The organism is Flavobacterium sp. (assembly GCF_965657075.1).
In the GTDB taxonomy this organism is placed as follows: domain Bacteria; phylum Bacteroidota; class Bacteroidia; order Flavobacteriales; family Flavobacteriaceae; genus Flavobacterium.
On record NZ_CBFHMV010000001.1, the window covers coordinates 154991 to 181941 of the forward strand.

A 26951-nucleotide genomic window follows, 5' to 3' on the forward strand; every position below is an offset into this window, starting at 1 on the left:
ATTCAGCTTCTAGCTAATACCCCAATTTCTCTCTAACCCTCTGAATAACTCCATTAGCAACTACACTTGCTTTTGCAGCACCATCTAATAATAATTTGTCAACTTCTTCTGTGTTGTTGATGTAGTAGTTGTATTTTTCTCTTACAGTTGAAAATTTTTCTACAATTAATTCAAACAAAGCTTGTTTTGCGTGTCCATAACCATAATTTCCACCTAAATAATTGGCTCTCATTATTTCAGTTTGTTCTAGTGAAGCTAATAATTTGTATAATGTAAAAGCATTGCAAGTATCAGGATTTTTTGGCTCTTCAAGTGGTGTGCTATCGGTTTCAATGCTCATGATTTGTTTGCGTAAGGCTTTATCATCTAAAAAAATATTGATATAATTGTTGGCCGATTTACTCATTTTTCCACCATTGGTTCCAGGTACAATCATCGTATTTTCATCGATTTTTGCTTCTGGTAACACAAAAGTTTCTCCCATTTGATGATTGAAACGAGAAGCTACATCACGAGTAATTTCTAAATGTTGCAACTGGTCTTTTCCAACAGGAACAATATTGGCATCATACAATAAAATATCTGCAGCCATAAGCATTGGATAGGTAAATAATCCAGCATTTACATCTTCTAATCGATCTGATTTATCTTTAAAAGAATGCGCTAATGTCAAACGTTGAAAAGGAAAAAAACAGCTCAAATACCAAGATAATTCCGTAGTTTGTGGCACATCAGATTGACGATAAAAAGTAACTTTGTTTATATCTAAACCACAAGCCAGCCAAGCTGAAGCAGTACTATATGTGTTTTGACGAAGGGTTTCTGCGTTTTTTATTTGCGTAATAGAATGTAAATCTGCAATGAATAAAAAAGATTGATCATCACTTTTATTAGTCATTTCGATTGCAGGAATAATTGCACCTAATAAATTTCCTAAATGAGGTGTTCCTGTACTTTGTACACCAGTTAAAATTTTTGCCATAATATGCTGAATTTATTTCTTCTGAATTTATTTCAGAATTTCAGTATCTGTTTTATTTCTAAGATTAATTAGAAGACTGTAAAATTAAGATAGTTAATTTAAACTTGCATAAAGAAATTGAAGTTTTTCTGTAAAAAAAGAAATTATAATACAGTAAAATTTTAACGCAAAGTTTTTTAAGTTTTTCGCAAAGGGTCGAAAGAGTTTTTTTAGAGATTATTTACAATTCTTTTAATTCCGTTTTTTAATAAGATAGAATTGAAGTTTAAAAGTAATCCCAATTTATAGTTTCCTAATTTTAGATATGTTAACGTTTGAGCGATGTGTAAATTAGAAATATCTTCAACACTTTTTAATTCTAACACTAATTTATCTTCAACCAATAAATCTATTCTGTATCCAATTTCAAATTTAACTTCTTCAAAAGTTATCGGAATTGCTTTTTCTTTTTCAACTCTAAATCCATATTCTTTAATTTTATAATACAAACATTCTTTGTATACATTCTCTAATAATCCTGGACCCAAAGCAGTATGGACTTCCATAGCAATACCAATTATGATTTTCGACAATTCATTTTCTGTCATAATTCTTACTTTTTTTACTTTGCGAAAAACTTAAAAAACTTTGCGTTAAACAAATTTAAACTTTTTCAGTTTAGAATATGTATTTTTGATTTTATTTACAATTTATGAAGATTTTTAAAATAGTATTTTGGGTTTTGTGGCGTATTTGGTTTTACATTTTGATGTTTATACCAATTATGGTTTTATTGCCTATTTTAGTTCTAACAATACTTAGTGAAAAAACATATCCTCAGTTTTTTTGGATTGCTCGTTTTTGGGCAAAATTCATTTTGTTTGGTATGGGCTTCTATTATAAAATAGAAAAAAAACAAGAATTTGAAAAAGGTAAAAGTTATATGTTGGTTGCTAATCATACTTCCATGACTGATATCATGTTAATGTTGGCTGTTGTAAAAGACAATCCGTTTGTTTTTGTTGGTAAAGCAGAATTAGCTAAAATTCCAATTTTTGGATTTTTCTATAAACGTACTTGCATTTTAGTAGATAGAAGTAATAGCAAAAGTCGTTTCAAGGTTTTTGAAAGAGCGCAACATAAAATCAATCAAGGATTAAGTGTTTGTATTTTCCCTGAAGGTGGTGTTCCTGATGATGAATCTATTTTGTTGGATGAATTTAAAGATGGAGCTTTCAGATTAGCTATTGAGCATCAAATTCCGATTGTACCTATGACTTTTGTAGATAATAAAAAACGCTTTTCATTTACTTTTTTAAGTGGAACCACAGGAAGAATGCGCGTTAATATTCATCCGTTCATAGAAACAAAAGATTTAAAATTAGAAGATAAAGCTAAAACAAAAAATCAAGTTAGAGATTTGATTTTGAAGGATTTGGAATCTTATCAAAAATAAAAAAATGCCTAAGAGAATTAACTTTTAGGCATTTTTTGACTTAGGTTATTTTTTACCAAATTTTTACTCGATTTTCTGGAGCAATGTATAAGGCATTTCCTGGTTCAATTCCGAAAGCTTTATAAAAAGCCTCAACGTTTTGTAAAGGAACATAAGCTCTATACATTCCTGGAGAATGTGGGTCAGTTTTTACTTGATTTTTTATGGCTTCATCACGCATTTTGCTTCTCCAAATGGTTGCCCAAGAAATGAACAATCGTTGTTCTGGTGTAAAACCGTCAATTAATCCAGGATTTTCATTCTGATTTAAATAAATCTGTAAGCCATCATACGCTGCGTTAATTCCACCTAAATCTCCAATATTTTCACCAAGAGTAAATTTTCCATCTACATAAATTCCTGGTAAAGGTTGCAGTTGTGAATATTGAGCTGCTAAAGAACCACCAAGTTCAGTAAACTGAGTTAAATCTTCATCACTCCACCAATTTATAAGGTTTCCATCGGCATCGTATCTTGAACCAGAATCGTCAAAACCATGAGAAATTTCGTGACCAATTACGGCTCCAATTCCACCATAATTTACTGCTTCATCGGCTCTGTAATCATAAAAAGGTGCTTGAAGAATCGCTGCTGGAAATACAATTTCGTTGTTAGAAGGATTGAAATAGGCATTTACTGTTTGAGGAGACATTCCCCATTCCGTTTTATCAACAGGTTTATTAAGTTTTGCTATATTTTCTTCATGAGCCCATTTGGCGTAAATTTTTGAATTATCAAAATAAGTTCCTCCTTTTTCAGGGCTAATAATAGTTAATTTTGAATAGTCTTTCCATTTGTCAGGATAACCTATTTTTACGGTAGATTTTCTTAGTTTTTCTTTAGCATTTTCTTTCGTAGCTTTTGTCATCCAAGGCAAATTATCAATTCTGTTTTCATAAGCCAAGAAGATATTTTTAATCATTGCTTCTGCTTTAGCTTTAGCTTCTGGTGGAAATTTTTTAGCTACGTATAATTTTCCTAAAGCTTCTCCCAATCTTCCATTTACTACTTGCAATGCTCTTTCATCTGCGGGTCTTTGTTTTACGGCACCCGTTAATGTTTTTCCATAAAAATCAAAATTAGCATTCTCTATATCAGTTGATAACATGGAAGATGAACCTCTTAAAAGTGTCCAACGCATGTAAGCTTTCCAATCGTCTACTTTATTTTCTTTAAAAATTGTTTCTAAAGTTTCTAAATATTTTGGTTGAGAAACAACAATAGAATCTAATTTTCCAATTCCAACAGTTCCTAAATATTGATTCCAATTTACAGTGGGTAAAATGTTTTGTAAATCGGCAACAGTCATTGGGTTGTAAGTTTTTCTTCGATCTCTTCTTTCCACTCGATCAAAAGTTGCTGTAGACATAGTAGTTTCAAGAGCCAATATTTTTTCAGCATTTGCTTTTGCATCAGCCTCATTTTCGCCAATAAACTGAAGCATTTTTGCCACATGATTTACGTATAATTCGCGTTTTTCTTTATTATCAGGCGCATCGGAAACATAATAATCTCTGTCAGGCAAACCTAAACTTCCTGTACCAACATATACTACATTTCTTTTACTGTTTTTAGCATCAGTACCTACATAAGTTCCAAAAAAACCTAAGTTGGTTTCCGCATCCATTTCACCTAAAAGCGCAACTAATTCGCTGGCATTTTTAACCTCGTTTATTTTGGCTAAATAAGACTTAAGAGGCTCAATACCTAATTTATTTCTGTTAATGGTATCTAATACAGATTTATATAAGTTAATTGCTTTTGCTTGATCAGAATTAGGATCGATTGACTGATCTGATAAAGCTTCTTTTAAGATCATCATTACATCTTCATCTGTTTTTTTACGGAGTTCGTCAAAACTTCCCCAACGAGTTCTATCTGCAGGAATTTCGGTATTATCTACCCATTTTCCGTTTACATATCTAAAAAAATCATCACCTGGTTTAACTGAAGTGTCCATTAGTGAAGTATCTATTCCGACAGGTTTTAGTTTTTCTGAGGTAGCTTTTGCGGAAGAACAAGAATATAAAATTCCTGTAACTACCAAAACACTTAAACTGCTTTTAACTAAGTTTATTTTCATATTTATTGTTTAATTATTCTTTTTACAATGGATTGATTATCAGTTTCAATTTTTACAAAATAAATTCCAGATGATGCGTTCGAAATATCTAATGAAGTTTCGTAATTAGTGGTTACAATATTTTTATTTTCACTAATTATTTTACCAGTCATGTCATAAATAACAATTGAAGTAGGTTTAATATCTCCAAGGAAAAGAGTAAATATTCCTTTAGTTGGATTTGGATAAATAGTTATATTATTTAATTCAAAATTTTCGTTACTTAATATTCCAGAAACAACAAAATCATCAACGTTTGCGCCTAAATTAGTAACACTTTGATCAGTATGAAAAACAAATCTAAAAATAACATTTGAATTACCTATTAAGCTTGTTAGAGGATAACTATAGGTGTTGAAAGCTGTATTTGTTCCTGTCCATTGAGCTCCAACACAGTTAAAGCAATCACTTCCAGTAGTTTGTGGAGTTCTATCACTATTGTACCAATTTGGACCAGATTCTCCTAAAACAGACCAAGTTGCTCCAAAATTTGTAGAATATTCTACATAAATTAAATCCCAATTCAGCTCTAAATCATACTGAAACTTAAAACTAATTTGTGGATTTGAAACATTACTCAAATCATAACATTGTGACACAAGATATGATTTTACATTGTCTGGATAATTTCCAGTAAGGTTAGTTGCATATACTACATTTGAACCTGTTGCTAACATACCTATTGATCTAGCTCCTCTTACCCATTGTGAACCTTGATTATTTTCATTGTATGATAACAACTTATCTGCGGAAGAAGAAAATCCATTAACTTGACCAATTGTTCCATTGTCGTTTAAATTAAAAAAAGTAGTTAGTGAATTATTGTTTTGGAAGGCATCATTTGGAATTGTTGTCGATACATTTATGGTATGGTTTCCTTTCAACAGGTTTTGAGTTGGTAATGTAATAGTTTCAAATTGGTTAGGATTAATTGTTCCGTTCCAAGTGAAATTATTTGTTGTTCCACCATCTATAGAGTAAGTTACATTTACTGTAGAAATACTATTTAATCCGTTATTTTTTACTTTAATTATTGGAGACAAATTGGTGTTGCAATTAATATTGAAAGTTGGATTTTGAATTTCTGAAAGTTTTACATCATCAGAAGGAGTTAGGGTTGGAATATCTGTCTGCCAAATCCCTCTTCCATAAGTAGCAGCAATTAATTTTGAATCTTCTATATTAATTTCCAAATCTGTTACAGAAACATTTGGTAAATTAGTGTCAAAAGGCTCCCAACTAGTTGTTAAATCATCTAAATAATAAACTCCTAAACTTGTGCCTAAAAAAAGAGGATTATTTGTATTATTTCCTTGGTGTACAATTACATTTTTTCCAATATTTGGTAGTCCAGTTGAAATATTTGTAAATGTATCACCTCCATTGATTGATTTGAGTGCTTGACCATTATTGCCCTGAGTAGTTAAATAAATAATACTAGTATTGTTTGAATTTATAGCAATTGATGTAATGTTATTATTATTAAAATATAGTGCTGAAAAAGTAATTCCCTTATCAATACTTTTATATAAAACATTTTCATTTGCAACGTATATTACATTATCATTCAATGGATCAATTTTTATCAATTCTAAATTTCCACTTCCTACAGAAGTTATATTTTGTTGCTCCCAAGACGAACCTGTTAGTTTGTAAAGTCCATCGTAGCCTGCATAAATTTCTCCAAGAGAGTTAGAAACCAAAGGGGTTACCCAATTTCCTGAAATTCCGGCAGGAGCATTAACTGATGATGTTAAGGAATTACCGGCATTATTACTGATATACAAACCGCCACCATTTTGAATGAATCCGTAGTATAAATTTGGATTTATTGGACTAATTGCTGTATCCATTCCATCTGCTCCATAATAGTTTTTCCAAGCATTGTTACTAAAAGCATGACCACCATTGTCTTGTAAACCTCCTACCATATTTGAAGAGGATTGTTTTGAAACTGCAATTTTGTAAAATTGACTTATTTGTGCAGTGGCAGTTAAATCTGTAAAAACGATTCCATTATTTGTAGAAACATATATGCCACCATCGCTTCCACAAAACAATTTGTTTCCATGAAATCCTAGATAATGTATATCGGCATGAGTATATGCAGGTGAGTTTGGGTCACTCCAATTATTTAATTTAACAAAAGAGGTACCGCTGTTTGTTGATTTCCAAACATTTAAACAACCCGTATAAACTTCATTTTCATTGGTATTTGAAACAGCCAAAGCCAAGTCAAACCAAGCTTGATTTGATTCAAAAATATTTGTTGTATTTAAAGTCTTTACCCATGTATTTCCACTATCTGTTGATTTATACAAACCCTGAAAAGAATAGTCTGTATTTGCGCTTAGTAGGTAAACAACATTTTGGTTTGCAGCAGTAACATCTAAAATCATTCTTCCAGAATTTAAAGGCAAACCTGTTGTAATGTTAGAAAAATTAGCACCAGAATTTGTAGAAACAAAAAAAGAATTATTAGAAACAGCATAAATTGTATTTGGATTTCCTGGTTTAAATCTCAATGAACCTTGTGCAAAATTTCCTGCTTGAACAATATTCCAAGTGGTTCCCCCATTTATTGTTCTATATAAACCTTCACTTGTCGCACAAAACAATGTTTGATTATTTGTAGGATCCATAATGATATCACCGGCTCTCGAGGAAGTATTTGTAAAAGTCAAACCAGTGGTGTTCCAAGTAATTCCTCCATCACTTGACTTTAATACACCGATTGAATATGTATCAGAAGCATCTTTATCTCCAGTAGCTATGTAAATTACGTTTGAATTTGCATAATCTACCACAATTCCTGAGACTCCAATTTGTGGTAAATAGTCAGAAAGAGGCAACCAATTTGAACCATTATCAGCTGATTTCCATATTCCACCTGCTGGAGCACCAATGTACAAAGTATTTGAATTAGAGGGATCAACATAAACTATATTAACTCGACCTTGACCAGAAGACCAAGAACCAGTATTTGTATGTGTAGAAGGACCAACAGGCAGCCAATTACTATTTGGGACTAAAACTGACGAAGCAGATCGTTGAAGTTTTGCTTGATTTTTTTGCCCCCAGGCTTCCCACATTTCTTCAGTAGTTAAAAGCATTCCTTGAGAATTGGTTTTATTTCTCCAATGATATTCCCAACGCATAAAAGGTTTATATCCTGAACCTTTAACATTTTTATCATGACTTAACCAATAGGCATCAAAACTAGATTTGATTTCATCAATAGATAAATTTCCTTTTTTTTCTTCGTTAACATCTAACATCCAAGGAGCAGAAGAATTAAACTGTCCGAATGAAATAGAGGTGATTAGGAATAGAAAAAATAATACTTTCGTTTTCATATTTCATTTTTTAACAAATATAAAGAATGATTTAAAAATATCTTAAACTTTAACAATTGATATACTTTGATTTATAGTAATTTTGTAAAAAATAGAGTATGAAAGTTAGAAATAAAAAGTTTTTTGTGTTTATGGGTGTATTACTAGTGGTTATTTTCATAGCTATTTACACTTTAACTAAACCCAAAAAAAACTTACCCATTTTTTCACCTTCGGATGTTAATCCTCAATTAGTTGACACTACAATTCAACATATAATAAATAATCATAAAATAGCTGATTTTACCTTTACCAATCAAAATGGAAAAAAAATAACTCAAGAAGATTATAAAAACACTATTTATGTTGCTGATTTTTTCTTTACAACATGCCCTACAATTTGTCCAATAATGACTGATAATATGGTTTGGTTACAAGAAAAAATTAAAGATTTACCCCATGTAAAATTGTTGTCTCATTCAGTAACACCAGATATTGATAGCGTTCCTGTTTTAAAAGAGTATGCTATAAAAAAAGGTGTAATTGATTCTAAATGGAATTTAGTAACGGGCAATAAAAAGGATATTTATTATATAGCAAGAAAATCTTATTTAGCTGTAGAAACAGGAAAACCAGAAGAATTATACGATATGGTTCATACAGAAAACTTTATTTTAATTGATAAAAAAGGAAGAATAAGAGGTTTTTATGACGGTACAAATTTAGATCAACCTACCGAAGATGGCGTAAAAAATGTTTCACAACTTTTGGAAGATATTATTTGGCTAAACAATCAATAAATTACCAACCTACATATTTTGGTGGTACAATTTCATTCAGGTTTAAATATACAATTAGTTGACCACGATGATGTGTTACATGATCTTGAAGTAAATTTAAAATTTGCAATTTCGTTTTTTCACCAGCAAAAAAATCTACTTTTTCATTTAAAGCATCTGACTTTGTGTTTTTTATTATTTCGGAAACAACGTCAAACGAATTAGACAACATGGCAATAATTTCTTCTTTAGAATAAGTGATTTCATCCTTCTTTTTTTCAAATTCTTCATCAGTAAAATAAGAAGTACTCAACCAATCCATATTTCCTTTAATGTGCAATAATTGTTCTCCAAAAGACATCTCTCTTTCAGTTGGTTTAAAGCTATAATTATCTTCAGGCATTGCTTTTGCAATTTCAATTAAATAGGTTTTGGAGTTTTCCCATTTTTCAAGAAAAGCTTTAATTAAATCATTTTGAGCAAATCCAAAAGAGGAATAAACCAATGTAAATAATAGAACTATTTTTTTCATTATTTTTTATTTAATAGTATAGCAGCTTCTTTAGCAAAATAAGTTGAAATTAAACTAGCACCAGCTCTCTTGATACACATTAATTGTTCCATCATGGTTTTGTCGTGGTCCAACCAACCTCTTTCGGCAGCAGCTTTAACCATTGCATATTCACCTGAAACATGAAAAACAGTTACCGGAATATTCACAGCATTTTTTACTTCTCGAACAATATCTAAATAAGCAATTCCTGGTTTTACCATGACCATATCAGCTCCTTCTTCAGCATCCCAAACCGCTTCTTTTATAGCTTCAATACGATTGGCATAATCCATTTGATAGGTTTTTTTGTCTTTCGGTACTTCAACTTCAGCATCTTTTGGAGCTGAATCTAAAGCATCGCGAAAAGGCCCATAAAAAGCAGATGCATATTTAGCCGAATAACTCATAATCCCAACATTATGAAATCCTGCAGCATCTAAACCTTGACGTAAACGCAAAACTCTTCCATCCATCATATCGCTTGGTGCCACAAAATCGGCTCCAGCTTTGGCATGAGAAACCGCCATTTTCACCAAAGCATCATTGGTTGCATCATTAGCTACATCGCCATTTTCAATAATTCCATCATGACCATAAATTGAATATGGATCAAGTGCAACATCTGGCATTACAATCATTTCTGGACAAGCTTTTTTGATGGCTTTGATAGCAGTTTGCATTAATCCGTTGTCATTCCAAGCTTCTTTTCCAGTGTTGTCTTTTAACGAGTCGTTTACTTTTACATAAATGTTTACAGCTCGTATTCCTAAATCAAATAATTCTTTAACTTCAGCAACAGTTAAATCTATAGAACGACGAAAAATACCAGGCATTGAAGGAATTTCAACTTTTACATTTTCTCCTTCTGCAATAAACATGGGAAACATAAAGTCAGCTGGACTTAAACTCGTCTCACGAACTAAACTTCTAATCGATTCGTTTACTCTTAATCTTCTACCTCTGTGTAATGGAAACATAATTTTTCTATATTTGATACAAAGATAAAAATACTAATTCTTTCTATGCCTTTTAAAAAGCTTAAATTTATTTTTCCTTGGAGAAATTATCAAGAAAAATTCATAAATAACATTCACAAACACATTGATGACAATCACTTACATGTTGTTGCGCCTCCTGGATCAGGAAAAACCATTCTTGGAATTGAAATAATGAGGCAGGTTGGAAAGAACACTTTAGTATTAGCACCAACTTTAACCGTTAGAAATCAATGGGAAAGTAGGTTGCAAAGTTTTTTTATGAAAGACGAGCTTTTTGAGGACTTTTCTTTTGATTTAAGCAGACCAAAAGCAGTAACGTTTTCTACCTATCAATCACTTCATTCATTTTACAAGAAATTTGAAACTTTGGAAGAATATTATAAATTCTTTGAAAAAGAAAAAATCGAAGTTATTGTTTTGGATGAAGCACATCATTTAAAAAACGAATGGTGGAAATGTTTATTTCAATTAAAATTAGATAATAATATAACCATTGTAGCTTTAACTGCAACACCACCTTATGATAGTGATGCTTTAGAAGTATCAAAATATTTTAAATTATGTGGAGAAATTGACGATGAAATTGCTATTCCTGAATTAATAAAAGAAGGAGATTTGTGTCCACATCAAGATTATGTTTTCTTTTCTGAACCAAAGGATTTAGAAATTAATTTCATTTTTGAATATCGAATGAAAATATCGAATTTCATTGAAGAATTGCGTCATAATTCAACTTTCATTTCTTATATTAATTCCCATAGATTTTTAACTCAAACAGAGACTTATTTAAATGAAATTTATAATAATCCGGAATATTTTTCAGCGTTATTAATATTTTTAAACACTATCCAACAAGAAATTCCAAAAGACAAATTAATTATTTTAGGGTTTGAGGAAAAAGACAAAATAGAATTTCCGGCTTTTAACAACAATTGGGCAGAAGTTTTGTTCCAAAATTTATTGGTTTCAGATAGATTAACTTTGACTGATGATGAAGAGTATTTAAATGAAATAGAATCCAAATTAAGACGATTAAATATTTTTGAAAACAAAAAAGTAGACTTAATTGGTGGAGATTATTTGTATAAATCATTAGCTAATAGTCCTAGTAAATTACAAAGTATTATAGAAATAGTAACAAGTGAATTTAGTGCTTTGCAAAATGATTTGAGAGCAGTAGTTTTAACAGATTACATTAAAAAAGAATTTAAGAACACGAACGATGAAGCTATAAAAACAATTGATAGATTAGGAGTAATTCCAATATTTCATAATTTACGCTTAGCGGGAATTCCCAAAAAAGAAATCGCTGTTTTAACAGGAACATTGGTCATTATACATGCTTCAACAATTGCAGCTTTTGAACAATTTGAAAATATTGAAAACTACAGTTTTTTACCTTTAGAATCAGATCCAGAATTTGTAGAAGTTCATCCAAAAACATTAGCAAATCATCTAGTAAATACTATTACAAAATTATTTGAAAAAGGCAACATTAAGATTCTAATAGGCACAAAATCCCTTTTAGGAGAAGGTTGGGACGCTCCATCAATAAATACTTTAATTTTAGCTTCGTTTGTAGGTTCATTCGTGTCTTCTAATCAAATGCGAGGAAGAGCCATTCGAACCCAAAAAAGTAATTTAGATAAAACAGGTAATATTTGGCATTTAGTATGTTTAGACCCAACAGATAACAATGGAGGAAAAGATATTGAAACTTTAAAAAGAAGATTTGATGCTTTCGTAGGAATTTCAAATACAGAAATACCTTATATAGAAAGTGGTATTGATCGATTGAATTTGCCTTCTAATTTTGAAAATATTTCAGTAGAAGCGCTCAATGAGCAAACGCTTGAACAGGCAAAAAATAGGACTATTTTAAAACAGATTTGGGAAAATTCCATACAAAAAGGAACAGGAATTTCAAGAGAGATTAAACAATACTATGGAGGTAAAGAACCTTATATTTTTGAAAAAAAGTCTGCTTTTAAAGATGTTGTGAGTTATAGTTTTTTAGAAATATCAGTAGCGCTTTCCTTTTTTTTACCACAATTTCTAATTAAAAACCTTCATGTTTTATTATCAAAAGGAGTTCTTACATTTGTTTATTCTTTATTAAGTGCTTTAGGTTTAACTTTTGGATATAAATCCTACATTGCTATAAAAAACTATATTCAATTTGGACTTTTGCATAAAGATTTAGAGAAAATAGGTCAAACATTATTGGATAGCATGATTGAACTAAATGTGATTTACACCGATAAATCTAAAATAAAATTAACAACTCAAATTCAACAAAAAGGAGAAGTAGTTTGTTCCATACAAGGCACATCTGAAATGGAAAGTGCCATGTTTATTAATGCATTACAAGAGATAATTGAACCTATTAAGAATCCTCGATATTTAATAATTAAAACCAATTGGCTAAGGAAAAATTTTGAAATTCAGAATTATTATTCTGTTCCTCAGTTATTTGGTGATAAAAAAGAACGATGTACTGTTTTTTTAAGAAATTGGGAAAAACATGTTAGCTCTTCAAAAGTAGTTTATACCCGAAATATTGAAGGAAGAAAAATTTTAATAAAAGCCAGAATGTTACACTTATCAAAAGCTTTTGAAAAAACTACCAAAAAAGCAGTCATTTGGAATTAAACCCAATCAACTGGATTTTCTAATACTTTAATTAATTTTTCTTCTTCGCTTCCTTTTTCAGGATGATGGTCATAAACCCATTGGACATGGGGTGGCAAACTCATCAAAATACTTTCAATTCGACCGTTAGTTTTTAATCCAAATAAAGTTCCTTTATCATGAACCAAGTTGAATTCTACATAACGACCACGACGAATTTCTTGCCAATTTTTTTGAACATCTGTATAAGATAAATCTTTGCGTTTTTCAACAATTGGTAAATAAGCGGTTAGAAAACTATTTCCAACTTCAGTCACAAAGTTAAACCAATCTTCCATTTTCATTTCTTCTGTTTCTTTGCAGTAATCGAAGAATAATCCTCCAATTCCACGAGCTTCATTTCTATGAGCATTCCAAAAATAAGCGTCACATTGTTTTTTATATTTTGGATAAAAATCAGGATTATGTTTGTCACAAGCTGTTTTACATGTTTGATGAAAATGAGTAGCATCTTCTTCAAATAAATAGTAAGGTGTCAAATCTTGTCCACCACCAAACCAACTGTTGATAACATTTCCGTCATCACCATACATTTCAAAGTATCTCCAATTCGCATGAACTGTTGGCACCATTGGACTTTTTGGATGAATTACTAAACTCAAACCACAAGCAAAAAAATCAGCTTCTCCAACGTTGAAAAGCTTTTGCATAGAATCAGGTAACTTTCCATGAACAGCAGAAATATTTACACCCCCTTTTTCAAAAACAGTTCCGTTTTCGATAACGCGTGTTCTTCCACCACCACCTTCTGGTCTGCTCCAAAGATCTTCTTTGAAATAAGCTTTTCCATCAAGAGTTTCCAAACCTTTGCAGATTTGGTCTTGTAAGTTTTGTATGTATGCGTAAAATTTATCTTTCATATTCTAATTCATATAATTCCATATTTAATGGAGCTTCATTGGGTGGTGTGTATTCGTTTAAAAGTGTTTTTTTCCATTCAAAACCACATTTTTCAGCAACTTTACAACTTCCAACATTTGTTTTGTGTGCAATAATTTGGAATTTTTCAAAACCTAAAGTTTCAAAACCATATTTAGTAGTTAGTGCAATTGCTTTTGACATCCAACCTTTGTTTTCGTATTTTGAACTTGTACAATAAGCATATTCACCTTGTTTGGTTTCCCAATTTATTTCTTTAATGATAATCAAACCAACAATGTTTCCATTAGAAACATCTTTAATTCCAAAAGTAAATTCTGATTTTGATTCATTTTCTTTTATCTTTTCTTCAATATATTTTAGACTATCATTTATAGATAGATTTTTTGATAATGTAATTGGAAAATATCGTTTAAAATTATCATAATTTAAAACCATCATTTCAGATAGACTTTTTGCATCTTCTGGTTGTAAAGTGATTATATGAAATGGATCAGTTTTTATCATTTTTTTCTAAAATCTTATATTTTTAAATTATCAACCCAAATAGCAATCAAAATAGTTGAAACTATAAAAATGTATATGAAATCACTAAATAATTTTTTCTTTTTTATTTGATTTAATATTAAGAGAATTATCAAAGTTAATACAATAAAAAATAAAGTAAAAAAAGGCAAAAAATTAACCAAATAATCTTTCATTGGACTTAAATGAGTTACATATTTAATTCTAAATAAATAAAAATATAAAACATACATACACCAAATAAAATAAAGCGTAATAGGGATTATATTAATTCTATTTTGAATTTTTAACTTCATTAACTGCCAACTAATTACTGAACACTGATTACTTTTTGTACTCCTTCACAGCATCAACAAAAGCTTTAGCATGATCTACCGGAATATTTGGTAAAATTCCGTGACCAAGATTTACTATGTAATTATCTTTTCCAAATTCATCAATCATTTCGTGAACCATTTTCTTGATAACTGGAATTGGAGATAACAATCTAGAAGGATCAAAATTACCTTGTAAGGTTTTCTTTCCACCAGTTAAATATCTTGCATTTCTTGCTGTAATAGTCCAATCTACACCAATTGCTGATGCTTTTGATTTTGCCATTTCGTCTAATGCAAACCAACAACCTTTTCCAAAAACTATAACTTTCGTTTCTGGTGCTAAAGCTTCTACGATTTGGTTCATATAATTCCATGAAAACTCTTGATAATCTGCTGGAGAAAGCATTCCACCCCAAGAATCAAATACTTGAACCGCATTTACACCATGTTTTACTTTTTCTTTCAAGTATAAAATGGTTGTATCTGTGATTTTTTGTAACAATAAATGAGCTGCCACCGGATTTGTAAAACAAAACCCTTTGGCTTTATCAAAACTTTTTGAACCTTTTCCTTCAACTGCATAACAAAAGATTGTCCAAGGGGAACCCGCAAAACCAATTAAAGGAACTTCATTGTTTAATTTTTCACGAGTCATGTCAATGGCATCCATTACATAACCTAACGTTTCATTGATATCTGGAATAAAAACGTTGTCTACATCAGAAGCTTTGCGAATTGGATTTGGCAAAACAGGTCCGATTCCGTCTTCTAATTCTACATCAATTCCCATAGCTTGAGGAATTACTAATATGTCTGAAAACAAAATAGCAGCATCAGGTTTGATAATTCTTATCGGTTGTACTGTAATTTCAGAAGCTAATTCTGGAGTTTTACATCTTGTAAAAAAATCATATTTTTCTTTGATGGCCATAAATTCTGGCAAATATCTTCCTGCTTGACGCATCATCCACACTGGTGGTCTTTCAACGGTTTCGTTGTTTAAGGCTTTAAGGAATAAGTCGTTTTTTAACATGTTTTTTGTTTTGAGACCTGACAGGTTTCCGAAACCTGTCAGGTCTTATTTATAATATTTTATTACTTCTTCAATTGCATTTTCTACGGTTGGTTGTGCTGCAATTTTTATATTTTTTGTTCTATTTTCAAGAGCTTTTGCGGTTGTATTTCCGATGCAAAAACAAGTTTGATTTTTTAACTTATTTTTAGTCAAATAACTTTCAACGGCTGATGGACTAAAAAAAAGAATTCCTTCAATTTCGGTTTTCATTTTTTTTGATTTTAATGAAGTTTCATAAACCCTAACTTCATTCCATTTTATGTTGTTTTCGTTTAATAAATTAGGCAAAGTATTTTTTCTAATATTTCCTGAAAAAAAAGTAAACGAACTATTTTGATATTTTTTTACTATTTCAGAACCTAATTCTTCAGCATAATTTACGCATTCTTGAACAATAAAGTTTTTTTTCTCAAGAAATGTTTTGGTTTTTTGTCCTACACAAAATATTTTTTTTAACTTAGTTGAGTTCGAATAATCACTTTTTAAAACGCTTTTAACAGCATTTTTACTGGTAAAAATCACAAATTCATTAAATGCGTCAATCTGAAAATCTATTTTTTTTGTTTTGATAAAATTCTTTTCAATCACTTTGAAATTAGCCTTGATAAGTTTTTGTCTCATCGAATTACTTAATTTTTTTGTGGATAGAATTGTAGTCAAAATTTATAGTTTTATGTCCTGTTCTTCCTGATCTTCACAATAAAATGATATGTCTTTATTGTTTCCATAAACCACTAAAATGTCACATTCTTGTAACACTGTATCTGGAGTTGGACGACCAATACTTTCTTTAATTATGGTTTTTTTACCAATTAAATTCCTTTTTTCTCTTTTTCTGATTATGGTAACTAATGTCAAGTGATATTTATCTATGTCATTTAACTCAGCTAAAGTTTTACCATCAAATTCAGGCTTAGATTTAACTTCAGAAATAGTATAATTATCATCCAATTGATAGTTTTCTAAAGTCGTTTTAAAGTTGATTTGTTTGGTAAGTCGGTCTGCAGAATCTTGTTCAGGATGAATGATACTGTGAATTCCCATAGCCTCTAAAACGGTATCATGAATTGGAGATAGAGCACGAGAAATAATTTTCACTTCGGATAACTTTTTGATGATAGCTGTTGTAATAATAGCTGCACCTTCATTTTCTCCAATCGCAACTACAACTTTATCAGCATCTTTTAAAGGAACCGCATCATAAGCCAACTCATTGGTAGAATCCATACAAATAACGTGAGAAATTTTATCTTTCACTAAGTTAACTTTGTCCATTTGTTTATCTATTCCTATGACTTCGTTTCCCGTTTCAGTAAGCGATAACGCTAACGACATTCCGAAATTTCCTAATCCAAAAACGATTACTTTCATTTTTATACTATTAATTTATCAAAATATTTTCTTTTGGATACTCATAAAATTGATGATTCAATCTTCTAAGTACTCCAACCATTAAGTTAAGCATTCCTATTCTACCAATAAACATAGTTGCAATGATTACATATTTGCTAGGTTCAGTTAAAGTTGGTGTAAAGTTTAAACTTAAACCTACGGTACTGTATGCTGAAAAACACTCAAAAACTACAGTCAATAAAGGAGTGTCTTTTGGTTCAAAAATAAGCAAGGCCATAATGGCTATACCAATTACAATCAATGAAATGCATAAAATTGCAAAAGCTCTTGAGGTTGATTCACTTGTAACTCTTCTACCTAAGAATTGAATTCTACTTCTTCCCATTGCTACAGCAAAAATATTTAGAGTTGCTAATGCAAAAGTAGTTGTTTTTATTCCACCACCCGTTGATGCAGGAGAAGCACCAATCCACATTAAAAAAATAATAAAAAGCAGTGAAGGAACGGTAAATTGAGTAAAGTCAACCGTATTAAATCCAGCTGTTCTTGGAGTTACAGAATTAAACGCTGCATTGGTAATTTTTCCAAAAGCGGTATCATGTATTTGTAAGGTATTATTGTATTCTGAAATGTATAAAAAGACAAATCCTACACCTAATAAAAGTACTGTTGTATAAAGTACTAACTTAGTATTTATAGTAATAATTGAGACTTGTTTGTGGATTCTTTTCTTGTCAAAAAACTCTAAAACGTATGTTTTAATGTATTGATAGAAATTGAAAACAATATTATGTCCTAAACCACCAAATACAATTAATGTCATAATTATCCATTGAAATAAATAATCAAATCGGATGCTTTCTTCAAATAAACCTGACGAAAAAATAGAAAAGCCAGCATTACAAAAAGCAGAAATAGAATGAAATAATGAGAAGAAAAATTTATTATCTATCGAAGCATTATCTAGAATAGAAAAATAAATAAATACAGCTCCAATAAATTCCACAGACAAGGTAAAAATAACCACATTTAATGCTGCTCTAAAAACATCTTTTAATCCTTCATGAGCAATAAAATCTTTCGTATTTAATCCTTCTTTAAAGGAAGAGCTTCCTCTAAAAAAGAAGGCGAAAAATGAGGTAAAAGTTAAAATTCCAATTCCACCCAATTGAATCAATACTAAAATTATAGATTGTCCAACGGCAGTAAAATCATTTGCGGTATCTACAACAGCCAAACCTGTTACACAAACAGCACTAATGGCTGTAAAAATGGCATTTGTAAAAGAAATTCCGTTATTAGTTGCACTTGGAAGCATCAATAAAAAAGCACCACTTAAGCCTAAAATCATGAAACTACCAACAAAAACAATAGCAGGATTAAAATAAATATCATAAATATGACGAACTAAAACTAGTAATCGTATGAGAAAATATAAAATTAATCCACCTTCAAGAATTGGTTTAACTCTTTGAAGAATATAATTACAACTAAAATCTAAATTAAGAATAGCAACAATTAATGAAATGAATAAGACCGTACTAATTAAGGTGATGTTTACTAAAGCTACTTTTTTATTACTTTTAAATTTGTATTTAATAAGTTTAAAAAGATTAAAACCTAATAAAGCAAACGATAAAATAATTAAACCAATTACATGAGGAGAATTATAGTTTTCTTCAAAATCATATCCAAAATCAAATACGATAAATAACAGAACGATGATGTCAAAAAATCGATAGAGGTAATTGAGTAAGGATTCTTTTTCCATTTAATTCTGAACTTGTTTCATGATCTTTCGAAACAGAAACGTTTACTTTTATTTCACTTTTAATTCAGTTCGAAGTTTTTCCATCAATGGTTTTCCTCCGTTTTCTAGAATTTCTTTAGCACATTCTTGACCAAAGTTTAAATAGGATTCAAAATTACAACTTTTTTCAATGAAATGCTTTTCTTTTCCATCTAAAGAAAATAAAACACCTTTAAATTCAATTTTATTATCGTTTTTTATAGCTAAAGCACCAATTGGAGCCGTACAACCACCTTCTAAAGTGCGAAGGAATTGTCTTTCAATATAGGTGCAAATTTCTGCTTCATTATTGTTTAATTTAGCTAAAGCTTCTCTGGTAAAAGTATCTTTTTCCATAGCAACAACAAGCATTGCGCCTTGAGCAGGAGCTGGAACCATCCAATCTAAATTAATAAAAGTATCAGGTTTTAAGTTAATTCTTTCTAAACCTGCAGCGGCAAAAATAGCTCCATTCCAATTATTATCTTTTAATTTTTGCATACGAGTATTTACATTTCCACGTAAATCTTCAACTTGATGTGTAGGATATTTGTGCAACCATTGCGCTTTTCTTCTTAAACTTCCTGAAGCAATAATTCCTTTAGAATTCAAAAAATCTAAGTTTCCTTTGTGAACTAGTAGGTCTAAAGTGTTGGCTCTTTCTAAAACAGCCGCCTGAACAATACCAATAGGCAATGCAGTTGGTACATCTTTCATAGAATGCACCGCAATATCAACTTCACCTTTAAGCATTGCGATATCTAAAGTTTTGGTAAAAATTCCCGTGATGCCTAATTCGTATAATGGTTTATCAAGGATAAGATCTCCTGTAGATTTTACAGCGATAATTTCGGTTTCGTAACCTAATTCGTTAAGTTTGTTTTGAACAGTGTGCGCTTGCCAAAGAGCTAATTCGCTGTCACGTGTTCCAATGCGTATTTTTTTAACCACTTTTTTTTATTTTCGAAATTATAACGCTTTAAAATTAATTAAATATTTTCTCGTTTTCCAGTTTAAATACTTTTTCAATCCATTCTATTCCTTCATCCATTGAAGAATCTCCATCTTTTAAATGGTTTACAAAATGATTTGTAATTTTTTGTATAATTCTATTACTTATTAATTCGGCTTGTTCTTCGTCAAAATTTTCTAATTTTTTTCTCTGGAAATTTAATTCACCTTCTTTAATAGAATTTAATTTTTCTTTTAACGCTATAATGGTAGGAGCAAATTTTCTGTTTTTTGTCCAAGATAAAAATTCTTCTTTTATTTCTTCAATAATAGCCTCAGCTTGAGGGATATGTTGTTTTCTTTTTTCTAAAGTTTCGTCTGTGATTTGAGACAAATGATCTAAATGTATTAATGAAACACCATCTATTTCTTGAACATTTGTGTTTACATTTTTAGGAATAGATAAATCTAATATTAAAAGTGGTTTGTTTAAGTTTAAAAGAGCTTTGTCAATTGTTGGGTTTTGTGCTCCAGTAGCAACCACAACGATATCAGCTTTTTTAAGTTCAACTTCCAAATCAGTATAATCTTTAACAATTAAGTTTAATTTTTCACCTAATTTTTCAGCTTTATCTTTAGTTCTGTTGATTAGTGTGATGTGCTCGTGCTTAGTATGTTTTACTAGATTTTCGCAAGTATTTCTACCTATTTTACCAGTTCCAAATAACAAAATATTTTTGTTTTTGATGTCTGTAACGTTTTTGATGATGTATTGTACCGAAGCAAATGAAACAGATGTAGCACCTGATGAAATTTCTGTTTCTGTTTTTATTTTTTTACTTGCTTGAATAACTGAGTTTATTAATCTCTCAAGAAAACTGTTAACTAATCCGTTAGATTTGCTTTCAACAAAAGCAGTTTTTAATTGACTGATTATTTCAAAATCACCAAGAATTTGACTGTCTAAACCAGTACCAACTCGAAACATATGGTTTACTGCATCTTGATTTTTGTATATGTAAGCTATTTCTTGAAATTCTTCTACAGTTCCTTGGCTATTTTCGCAAAGTAATTTTATAAGTTCGTACGGATGATTAGCAAAACCATATATTTCAGTTCTATTACATGTTGAGGTAACAATTAAAGATTCAATACCTTCGGCTTCGGCTTGAATTAATAATGTAGATTTAGCTTTCGCATCTAAACTAAATTTTCCTCTCATTTCTGCATCAGCTTTTTTGTAACTAATACCTAATGCATAAAAAGAAGTATGTTTTGCCATTTTAAAATTTTCCATAGTTATCCTTATTCTTAAAGATTTAACAAAATTATCTATATAGTATTTATAAAAGTAACGCTAAAAGGACTTTTTGTGTCGCTATCAGATTATTTTGAAAAAAAAGTGTTGTTTTTTAATAAATTGAGCAAGAAACGTTGTAAAACAAGGAATTCCTCATCAAACTATATAGAACAATTCTAAATAACAACATTTATTTTTCTTGTATTTATATACGAAAAAATATCGCTTAGGGTTCTTTTTTTAGTGAACTTTTATTCCTGTAAAAATTAACAGTATAATTTGTTCTTGCATTTAAATAAAAACGCTGCCTATTAGACAGCGTTTTATTAACTAATCAATTATAAATTATTGTACAATTGGGTCTCTTAATGACTCTAATACAGCAACAATATCTGTATATAATTCAGTGTTAGAAGCAACACCATTAGCATTTGCAGCAGCACCAACATATCCAACAAATTTTGTATAATCGTTGTTTGTTGAAGTTGTTCCCATACGAGGATTTGTTGCAGGATTGTGTGCAGCAACCATGTTTAAACCTGAATAAGTGTTAACAGCATTAGTTCCTCCTGTGTTGAATGAAAAGAAATCTGTTAAATTGTCTACTAATATTGCTAAGTTAGTAGTGTTTCCAGCTCCAACTTCTGTTAAAACAGGTGCAAAATGTGCTCCTAAATTTCCTGAAGCATTGTTTTGTACATCAGCAACAATTAATCCCACAGTTGAATTCACAACTTTACGGAAAGATAAACGCCCTTGTTCAATCATTTGGCCAGCATTATCAGGATCTGGAACCATTGTTGTTCCACCTAAACGCTCATAAATTGATGCCTCAGGAGCAGCAACAGCATCGTCATCATTATTACAAGATGTAAATAAAGATGAAGTAATAATAACTACAGCAAGTGTAATTTTCGAAAAATTTCTCATGGTAATAAAATTTAAAGGTTAATTAAAAAATTGATTTATTGATTTAGATAATTTATAACCAAAACTATTTTGGTCAACAGGGCATACTTCTTTATTTGCTAAATTAGCTGGAAGTATAAAACGTTCGGCTTCATAAGGTCTTTTAGCCATTAATTCGTTGTATACTTTTTCAGAATTAGTAATGGAGTTATTGTGGAAATAAACCACTACATTTCTTTTAATAATAATAGAATCAGTTGTTAATCCTTCAATTGATCTTAAATCAGCGTATATTTGTTTAGCTTGGATAGAATCAATTGGAGATTTAAAGTCGATTCGACTAACTTGCAGGTTCGCATTTTCATATTGTGCTGGCTTAGCAGTAATGATATGAAAAAGTAAAATTGCGATAAATAGAACAAATATTCCAATCACCGCATAAATAATTCGTTTAATTGTTTTGTTTATTTTCATGTTTTTTGTTTTTCTCCATATACGACTGTAACTACTGTTTGGTTTTGTTGAATTAAAAAAAAATTCAATTTAGATTTATTTTAAATAATTTTTGTATCACTCTTTTATCACTAATGAACCGACTGAAATTTCATTAAAGAACCTTTTATATTTGTTGTTTTTTTATTCTATTTTCATAATAATTTGATTTTGAGATTGTTTTTATTATTAAATTGTATTGAATTATTTGAGTATATACTTTCGATTTATTGTGATTCCCTTTTATTTTATTACCCTTTATTGGATTTAAAAAAAATATTATTTTATAAATCTTTTTTAATTTTTATTGAATCTTTTAGTAAAATCAAATCTATTTCAAACTTATTTAGGCATAATATGGGTTGCTAAAACCAAGTGCTTCATTATCTATTAACTATGCAAAAGAATAAACAAACCATAATTTTAAAAGAAAACGAACAATAAATCGTCAAAATAATTTAATTTTGTGTTATGAGGTTATTTTTTAATAAGCAGTAATAATTTAATCAAACATGGAAGAAGAAATAAAAATTGAGCCCGATTTTATTTTATTGCGTTTTCAAAATGACACTAACGAAATACAACGTTTTGAAAAGCAGGTAAAAACAGGTTTAATTCAATTTCATTTTAATGTAAAAGGCAAAGGAAAGTTTATTTTTAATAACGGAAATTATGCTCTAGATTTAAAAGAAGAAAAATCACTTCTACTTTATAATCCTCAAAAAGAATTACCATTACATTTAGAAGTTGCTCCAAAATCTTGGATAATTTCTGCCTTAATATCGATTAAAAAATTTCACACTTTATTTTCAAATGAAGCAGAATATATTCCGTTTTTAAGTGATGAAAATTTGGACAAAAAATACTATGGTGAAGAGGATATTAGTCCTTCCATGGCAATTGTCTTGAATCAAATATTTCATTACAACCAAAACACTTCCATCAAAAATCTTTACTTAAGAGGAAAAGGATATGAATTATTAAGTTTGTATTTTAACAGAAATGAAGATCCAAATGCAGAGCATTGTCCATTTTTAATTGATGAAGAAAATGTTTTAAAAATCAAAAAAGCTAAAGAAATTGTAATAGCAAATATGGCCGAGCCACCAGGATTACAAGAATTGGCCGATCAAGTAGGTTTAAACATAAAAAAACTAAAAGTAGGATTCAAACAAATTTATGGCGATAGTGTTTATAGTTTTTTGTTTGATTATAAAATGGAATATTCGAGACATTTATTAGACAGCGGTTCGTATAATGTTAATGAAGTTGGATTGAAAATTGGTTACAGTACCTCAAGTCATTTTATAGCAGCTTTTAAAAAGAAATTTGGAACTACTCCCAAAAAATATTTAATGAATTTAAACATGAATGTTTAAACTATTGATTTATTTAATACGTAGATAGAGAAAAAATAATGAAGTATAGCAGTACAAAAGGCAACATTATTTAATTTTAACACAAAGCAAATAATTGAAAAAGATATAATTAAAAAAAAATGAAAAAAGGAGTATTATTAGTAAATCTTGGCTCACCAGAAAGCCCAACACCAAAAGATGTAAAGCCGTATTTAGATGAATTTTTAATGGATAAATATGTTATTGATGTTCCATTTTTATTAAGAGCTTTATTGGTTCGCGGCATTATTTTACAAACAAGACCCAAAAAATCAGCCAAAGCGTATGCTAAAATTTGGTGGGATGAAGGTTCGCCATTAATTGTTTTATCCAAGAGATTACAAGCCAAAATTCAAAAACAAGTTAGCGTTCCTGTTGAGTTAGCTATGCGATATGGAAACCCAAGTATAGAAAGTGGTTTACAAAAATTAAGCGATCAAGGAATCACAGAAGTTTTGTTATTTCCTTTGTATCCTCAACATGCAATGGCTTCTACAGAAACTATTTTAGTTTTGGCAGAAAAATTGCGTAAGGAAAAATTTCCACACATGAGTTTTACCATTGTTCCTGCATTTTACAATCAAAAAGATTACATCAGAGATTTATCAAATTCAATTAAAAAGCATTTAGAAGGATTTGAATACGATCATTTATTATTCTCTTATCACGGAATTCCAGAACGTCATATTCGTAAAACTGATATCACCAAAAGTCACTGTAAAATTGATGGAAGTTGTTGCAACACACCTTCACCAGCACACGAATTTTGTTACCGTCATCAATGTTATGAAACCACAAAGCAAGTAGTAGAATTTTTAGGAATTGAAGAAGGAAAATACAGTCAAACTTTTCAATCGCGTTTAGCAGGTGATAAGTGGTTAACTCCTTACACAGATGTTGAAGTGAATATAATGGCAGAAAATGGAATAAAAAAATTAGCCGTTGTAACTCCAGCTTTCGTTTCCGACTGTTTAGAAACTTTGGAAGAAATTGCTATGGAAGCGAATCACGAATTCAAAGAACATGGTGGAGAAGAGTTTTTAGCCATTCCTTGTTTAAATGATGATGATGATTGGGCAAAAACATTAAGTCGTTGGGTAGACCAATGGGCTTTTCAAACGGAAGAACAAAAAGTATAATGGCAGTTTCTTCAACCGAACTAGATACTTTAAGCATAAAACAATTACTGATAAAACAATCAGTTCCTGCATCGATTGGCATTTTATTTATGTCTGTCAATATCTTAATAGATACCATTTTTGTTGGGCAATGGATTGGTTCATTGGCCATTGCAGCAGTTTCGGTTGTATTACCCATTACATTTCTAATTTCCTCTTTAGGAATGGCCTTAGGAATAGGAGGAAGTTCTATTATTTCAAGAGCTTTAGGAGCTGATGATCGAGAAAAAGCTTTAAAAACGTTTGGCAATCAAATCATGATGACGCTCAATTTAGCTGTGATTTCGGTTGTGGTTGGTTATTTTTTTTCAGAAGAAGTTCTACTACTTTTTGGAGCTAATGGTGAAATTATGAAACCAGCCAAAGCGTTTTTTCTTCCTGTTTTAATTGGAGTTCCTTTTTTAGCTTTATGCATGATGGGAAACACGGTTATTAGAGCAGAAGGAAAACCCAAATTTGCCATGATTGCCATGATAATTCCAGCGTTTAGTAATATTATTTTAGATGTAGTTTTTATTAAATTTTTAGATTGGGGAATGTTTGGTGCTGCATTGGCAACTTCCATTTCCTATTTCATGTGTTTTGCATTTATATTATGGTTTTTTATCTACAAAAGCGAATTAAGATTACAATTAAAACACTATACCCTAGATTTTAAAATCGTTTCTGAAATTAGTTCACTTGGTTTTGTAACGTTTGCTCGTCAAGGTGTTGTAGCCCTATTGTCTATAATTTTAAATCATACCTTATTTATATATGGTGGAGAGCATTCCGTAGCTGTTTATGGCATTATTAGTCGAATGTTAATGTTTGCTTTGTTTCCAATTTTAGGAGTTACACAAGGCTTTTTACCAGTTGCAGGTTACAATTATGGTGCTAAAAATTATGTTAGAGTCAGCGAAACCATTTCAACTTCTATAAAATGGGCTGCAGGATTAGCAACTTTGATTTTTATTGCCATTTTAATTTTTGCAGAACCAATAGTTGCTGTTTTTTCAACGGATGCTGATATTATAAAAGAAACACCAAACGCCTTACGATTGGTTTTTGCCGCTTCACCAATTATTGCCATTCAATTAATTGGAGCCGCTTACTTTCAAGCAGCAGGAAAAGCAATTCCGGCACTTTTATTAACGTTGACTAAACAAGGATTTTTCCTGATTCCATTAATTTTAATTTTACCCAATTATTATGGTATTTTTGGAGTTTGGATAGCGTTTCCCATTGCCGATGTTTTATCCACTTTAGTAACAGGATTCTTCTTAAAAAGAGAAATGAATCGCAAATTAACTCTCGCTCAAAATGGAATATAACTACATAAAAGCACTACATTTAATATTTGTAATCACATGGTTTGCCGGACTTTTCTATATTGTTCGTTTGTTTGTGTATCATGCCGAAGCCAAACAAAAACCACAACCCGAACAAGATATTTTAATAAAACAATACCAATTAATGCAATACAGACTTTGGTACATTATTACATGGCCAAGTGCTGTTTTAGCTAGTCTTTTTGCGTTTTGGATGCTTTATAAAAATCACGGTTTATTATATGCACATTATTTTCAAGTAAAATTGGCATTCGTTTTGTTGTTGTATCTTTATCACGCAAAGTGCCATCAAATTTTTATACAACTCCAAAAGAATGAAGTTAAACATACGTCTAATTTCTTTAGAATTTGGAATGAAGGAGCAACAATTATTTTGTTTGCAGTTATATTTTTAATTATTTTAAAAGATGCCATTAATTGGGTTTTTGGAGTAATCGGCATATTTGCGTTTTCAATCCTAATCATGTTAGGTTTTAGATTGTACAAACGAATTAGAGAAAAATAATAAGAAGCTAATCCAG

General features: G+C 30.2%; 23 protein-coding genes. 7 read left to right on the forward strand and 16 right to left on the reverse strand.

All coding sequences use genetic code 11. From position 1 onward, the window contains the following. Positions 1–13 precede the first annotated feature (13 nt). Positions 14–982 (reverse strand): tryptophan--tRNA ligase, encoded by a 969-nt coding sequence (gene trpS, locus ACTF56_RS00745; RefSeq protein WP_438964990.1) that lies wholly within the window; start codon positions 980–982, stop codon positions 14–16. Between the two features lie 209 nt (positions 983–1191). After that, positions 1192–1569 (reverse strand): GxxExxY protein, encoded by a 378-nt coding sequence (locus tag ACTF56_RS00750; protein WP_438964991.1) that lies wholly within the window; start codon positions 1567–1569, stop codon positions 1192–1194. 104 nt (positions 1570–1673) lie between these two features. On the opposite strand from ACTF56_RS00750, the gene ACTF56_RS00755 reads away from it, so the two are divergent. Then, on the forward strand, positions 1674–2417 hold the full coding sequence (locus ACTF56_RS00755) for a lysophospholipid acyltransferase family protein (protein ID WP_438964992.1): 744 nt from the start codon (positions 1674–1676) through the stop codon (positions 2415–2417). A 52-nt stretch (positions 2418–2469) separates the two neighbouring features. Here the strand turns inward: ACTF56_RS00755 and ACTF56_RS00760 are convergent, their stop codons facing one another. Further along, entirely contained in the window at positions 2470–4539 is a 2070-nt protein-coding gene (locus ACTF56_RS00760; RefSeq protein WP_438964993.1) for a M13 family metallopeptidase, read from the reverse strand. Between the two features lie 2 nt (positions 4540–4541). After that, entirely contained in the window at positions 4542–7934 is a 3393-nt protein-coding gene (locus ACTF56_RS00765) for a T9SS type A sorting domain-containing protein (protein WP_438964994.1), read from the reverse strand. A 98-nt stretch (positions 7935–8032) separates the two neighbouring features. Here ACTF56_RS00765 and ACTF56_RS00770 point away from each other — a divergent pair, with 98 nt between their 5' ends. Continuing rightward, on the forward strand, positions 8033–8713 hold the full coding sequence (locus ACTF56_RS00770) for an SCO family protein (RefSeq protein ID WP_438964995.1): 681 nt from the start codon (positions 8033–8035) through the stop codon (positions 8711–8713). 1 nt (position 8714) lies between these two features. On the opposite strand, the gene ACTF56_RS00775 is transcribed toward ACTF56_RS00770, so the two are convergent. Together ACTF56_RS00775 and hemB are read right to left on the reverse strand one after the other, a co-directional pair. After that, positions 8715–9224 carry a DinB family protein gene (locus ACTF56_RS00775; RefSeq protein WP_438964996.1) on the reverse strand — a complete coding sequence of 170 codons (510 nt, stop codon included), beginning with the start codon at positions 9222–9224 and terminating at the stop codon, positions 8715–8717. After that, positions 9224–10222 carry a porphobilinogen synthase gene (gene hemB / locus ACTF56_RS00780; protein ID WP_438964997.1) on the reverse strand — a complete coding sequence of 333 codons (999 nt, stop codon included), beginning with the start codon at positions 10220–10222 and terminating at the stop codon, positions 9224–9226. Before hemB ends, ACTF56_RS00775 begins: the two co-directional genes overlap by 1 nt. A 45-nt stretch (positions 10223–10267) precedes the next feature. Between hemB and ACTF56_RS00785 the strand changes: the two genes are divergently transcribed. After that, entirely contained in the window at positions 10268–12895 is a 2628-nt protein-coding gene (locus tag ACTF56_RS00785) for a DEAD/DEAH box helicase family protein (protein ID WP_438964998.1), read from the forward strand. Here ACTF56_RS00785 and hemF read toward each other — a convergent pair. The 10 genes from hemF to ACTF56_RS00835 form a co-directional block, all read right to left on the reverse strand. Then, a complete protein-coding gene (gene hemF / locus ACTF56_RS00790) occupies positions 12892–13794 on the reverse strand; it encodes an oxygen-dependent coproporphyrinogen oxidase (RefSeq protein ID WP_438964999.1) in 903 nt (300 codons plus the stop codon). The genes ACTF56_RS00785 and hemF overlap by 4 nt on opposite strands. Continuing rightward, on the reverse strand, positions 13784–14320 hold the full coding sequence (locus tag ACTF56_RS00795; RefSeq protein ID WP_438965000.1) for a GNAT family N-acetyltransferase: 537 nt from the start codon (positions 14318–14320) through the stop codon (positions 13784–13786). The genes hemF and ACTF56_RS00795 overlap by 11 nt, the downstream gene beginning before the upstream one ends. Before the next feature lie 342 nt (positions 14321–14662). Further along, positions 14663–15688 (reverse strand): uroporphyrinogen decarboxylase, encoded by a 1026-nt coding sequence (hemE, locus tag ACTF56_RS00800; RefSeq protein WP_438965001.1) that lies wholly within the window; start codon positions 15686–15688, stop codon positions 14663–14665. 45 nt (positions 15689–15733) lie between these two features. Beyond that, positions 15734–16351, reverse strand: a complete 618-nt coding sequence (locus tag ACTF56_RS00805) for a uroporphyrinogen-III synthase (protein ID WP_438965002.1) — start codon at positions 16349–16351, stop codon at positions 15734–15736. Between the two features lie 42 nt (positions 16352–16393). Beyond that, positions 16394–17101 carry a potassium channel family protein gene (locus ACTF56_RS00810; RefSeq protein WP_438965003.1) on the reverse strand — a complete coding sequence of 236 codons (708 nt, stop codon included), beginning with the start codon at positions 17099–17101 and terminating at the stop codon, positions 16394–16396. A gap of 10 nt (positions 17102–17111) precedes the next feature. Beyond that, a complete protein-coding gene (locus ACTF56_RS00815; protein WP_438965004.1) occupies positions 17112–18854 on the reverse strand; it encodes a TrkH family potassium uptake protein in 1743 nt (580 codons plus the stop codon). Positions 18855–18902: 48 nt separating this feature from the next. Beyond that, positions 18903–19823, reverse strand: coding sequence for a hydroxymethylbilane synthase (gene hemC, locus ACTF56_RS00820; protein WP_438965005.1), 921 nt, complete (start codon positions 19821–19823; stop codon positions 18903–18905). 34 nt (positions 19824–19857) lie between these two features. Then, the gene (gene hemA, locus ACTF56_RS00825; protein WP_438965006.1) at positions 19858–21120 is read right to left on the reverse strand and encodes a glutamyl-tRNA reductase; all 1263 of its coding nucleotides are present in this window, start codon (positions 21118–21120) and stop codon (positions 19858–19860) included. 348 nt (positions 21121–21468) lie between these two features. Next, on the reverse strand, positions 21469–22053 hold the full coding sequence (locus tag ACTF56_RS00830) for a hypothetical protein (RefSeq protein WP_438965007.1): 585 nt from the start codon (positions 22051–22053) through the stop codon (positions 21469–21471). Positions 22054–22071: 18 nt separating this feature from the next. Further along, complete coding sequence (locus ACTF56_RS00835; RefSeq protein WP_438965008.1) at positions 22072–22506, reverse strand: hypothetical protein; 435 nt, start codon at positions 22504–22506, stop codon at positions 22072–22074. A gap of 530 nt (positions 22507–23036) precedes the next feature. Here ACTF56_RS00835 and ACTF56_RS00840 point away from each other — a divergent pair. The 4 genes from ACTF56_RS00840 (at position 23037) to ACTF56_RS00855 (ending at position 26935) form a co-directional block, all read left to right on the forward strand. Continuing rightward, on the forward strand, positions 23037–23903 hold the full coding sequence (locus ACTF56_RS00840) for a helix-turn-helix domain-containing protein (RefSeq protein WP_438965009.1): 867 nt from the start codon (positions 23037–23039) through the stop codon (positions 23901–23903). A gap of 119 nt (positions 23904–24022) precedes the next feature. Beyond that, entirely contained in the window at positions 24023–25060 is a 1038-nt protein-coding gene (hemH, locus tag ACTF56_RS00845; RefSeq protein ID WP_438965010.1) for a ferrochelatase, read from the forward strand. After that, entirely contained in the window at positions 25060–26412 is a 1353-nt protein-coding gene (locus tag ACTF56_RS00850; protein ID WP_438965147.1) for an MATE family efflux transporter, read from the forward strand. Before hemH ends, ACTF56_RS00850 begins: the two co-directional genes overlap by 1 nt. Then, positions 26402–26935: a CopD family protein gene (locus ACTF56_RS00855; protein ID WP_438965011.1), complete on the forward strand. Its 534-nt coding sequence runs from the start codon at positions 26402–26404 to the stop codon at positions 26933–26935. The genes ACTF56_RS00850 and ACTF56_RS00855 overlap by 11 nt, the downstream gene beginning before the upstream one ends. Positions 26936–26951: the final 16 nt, after the last annotated feature.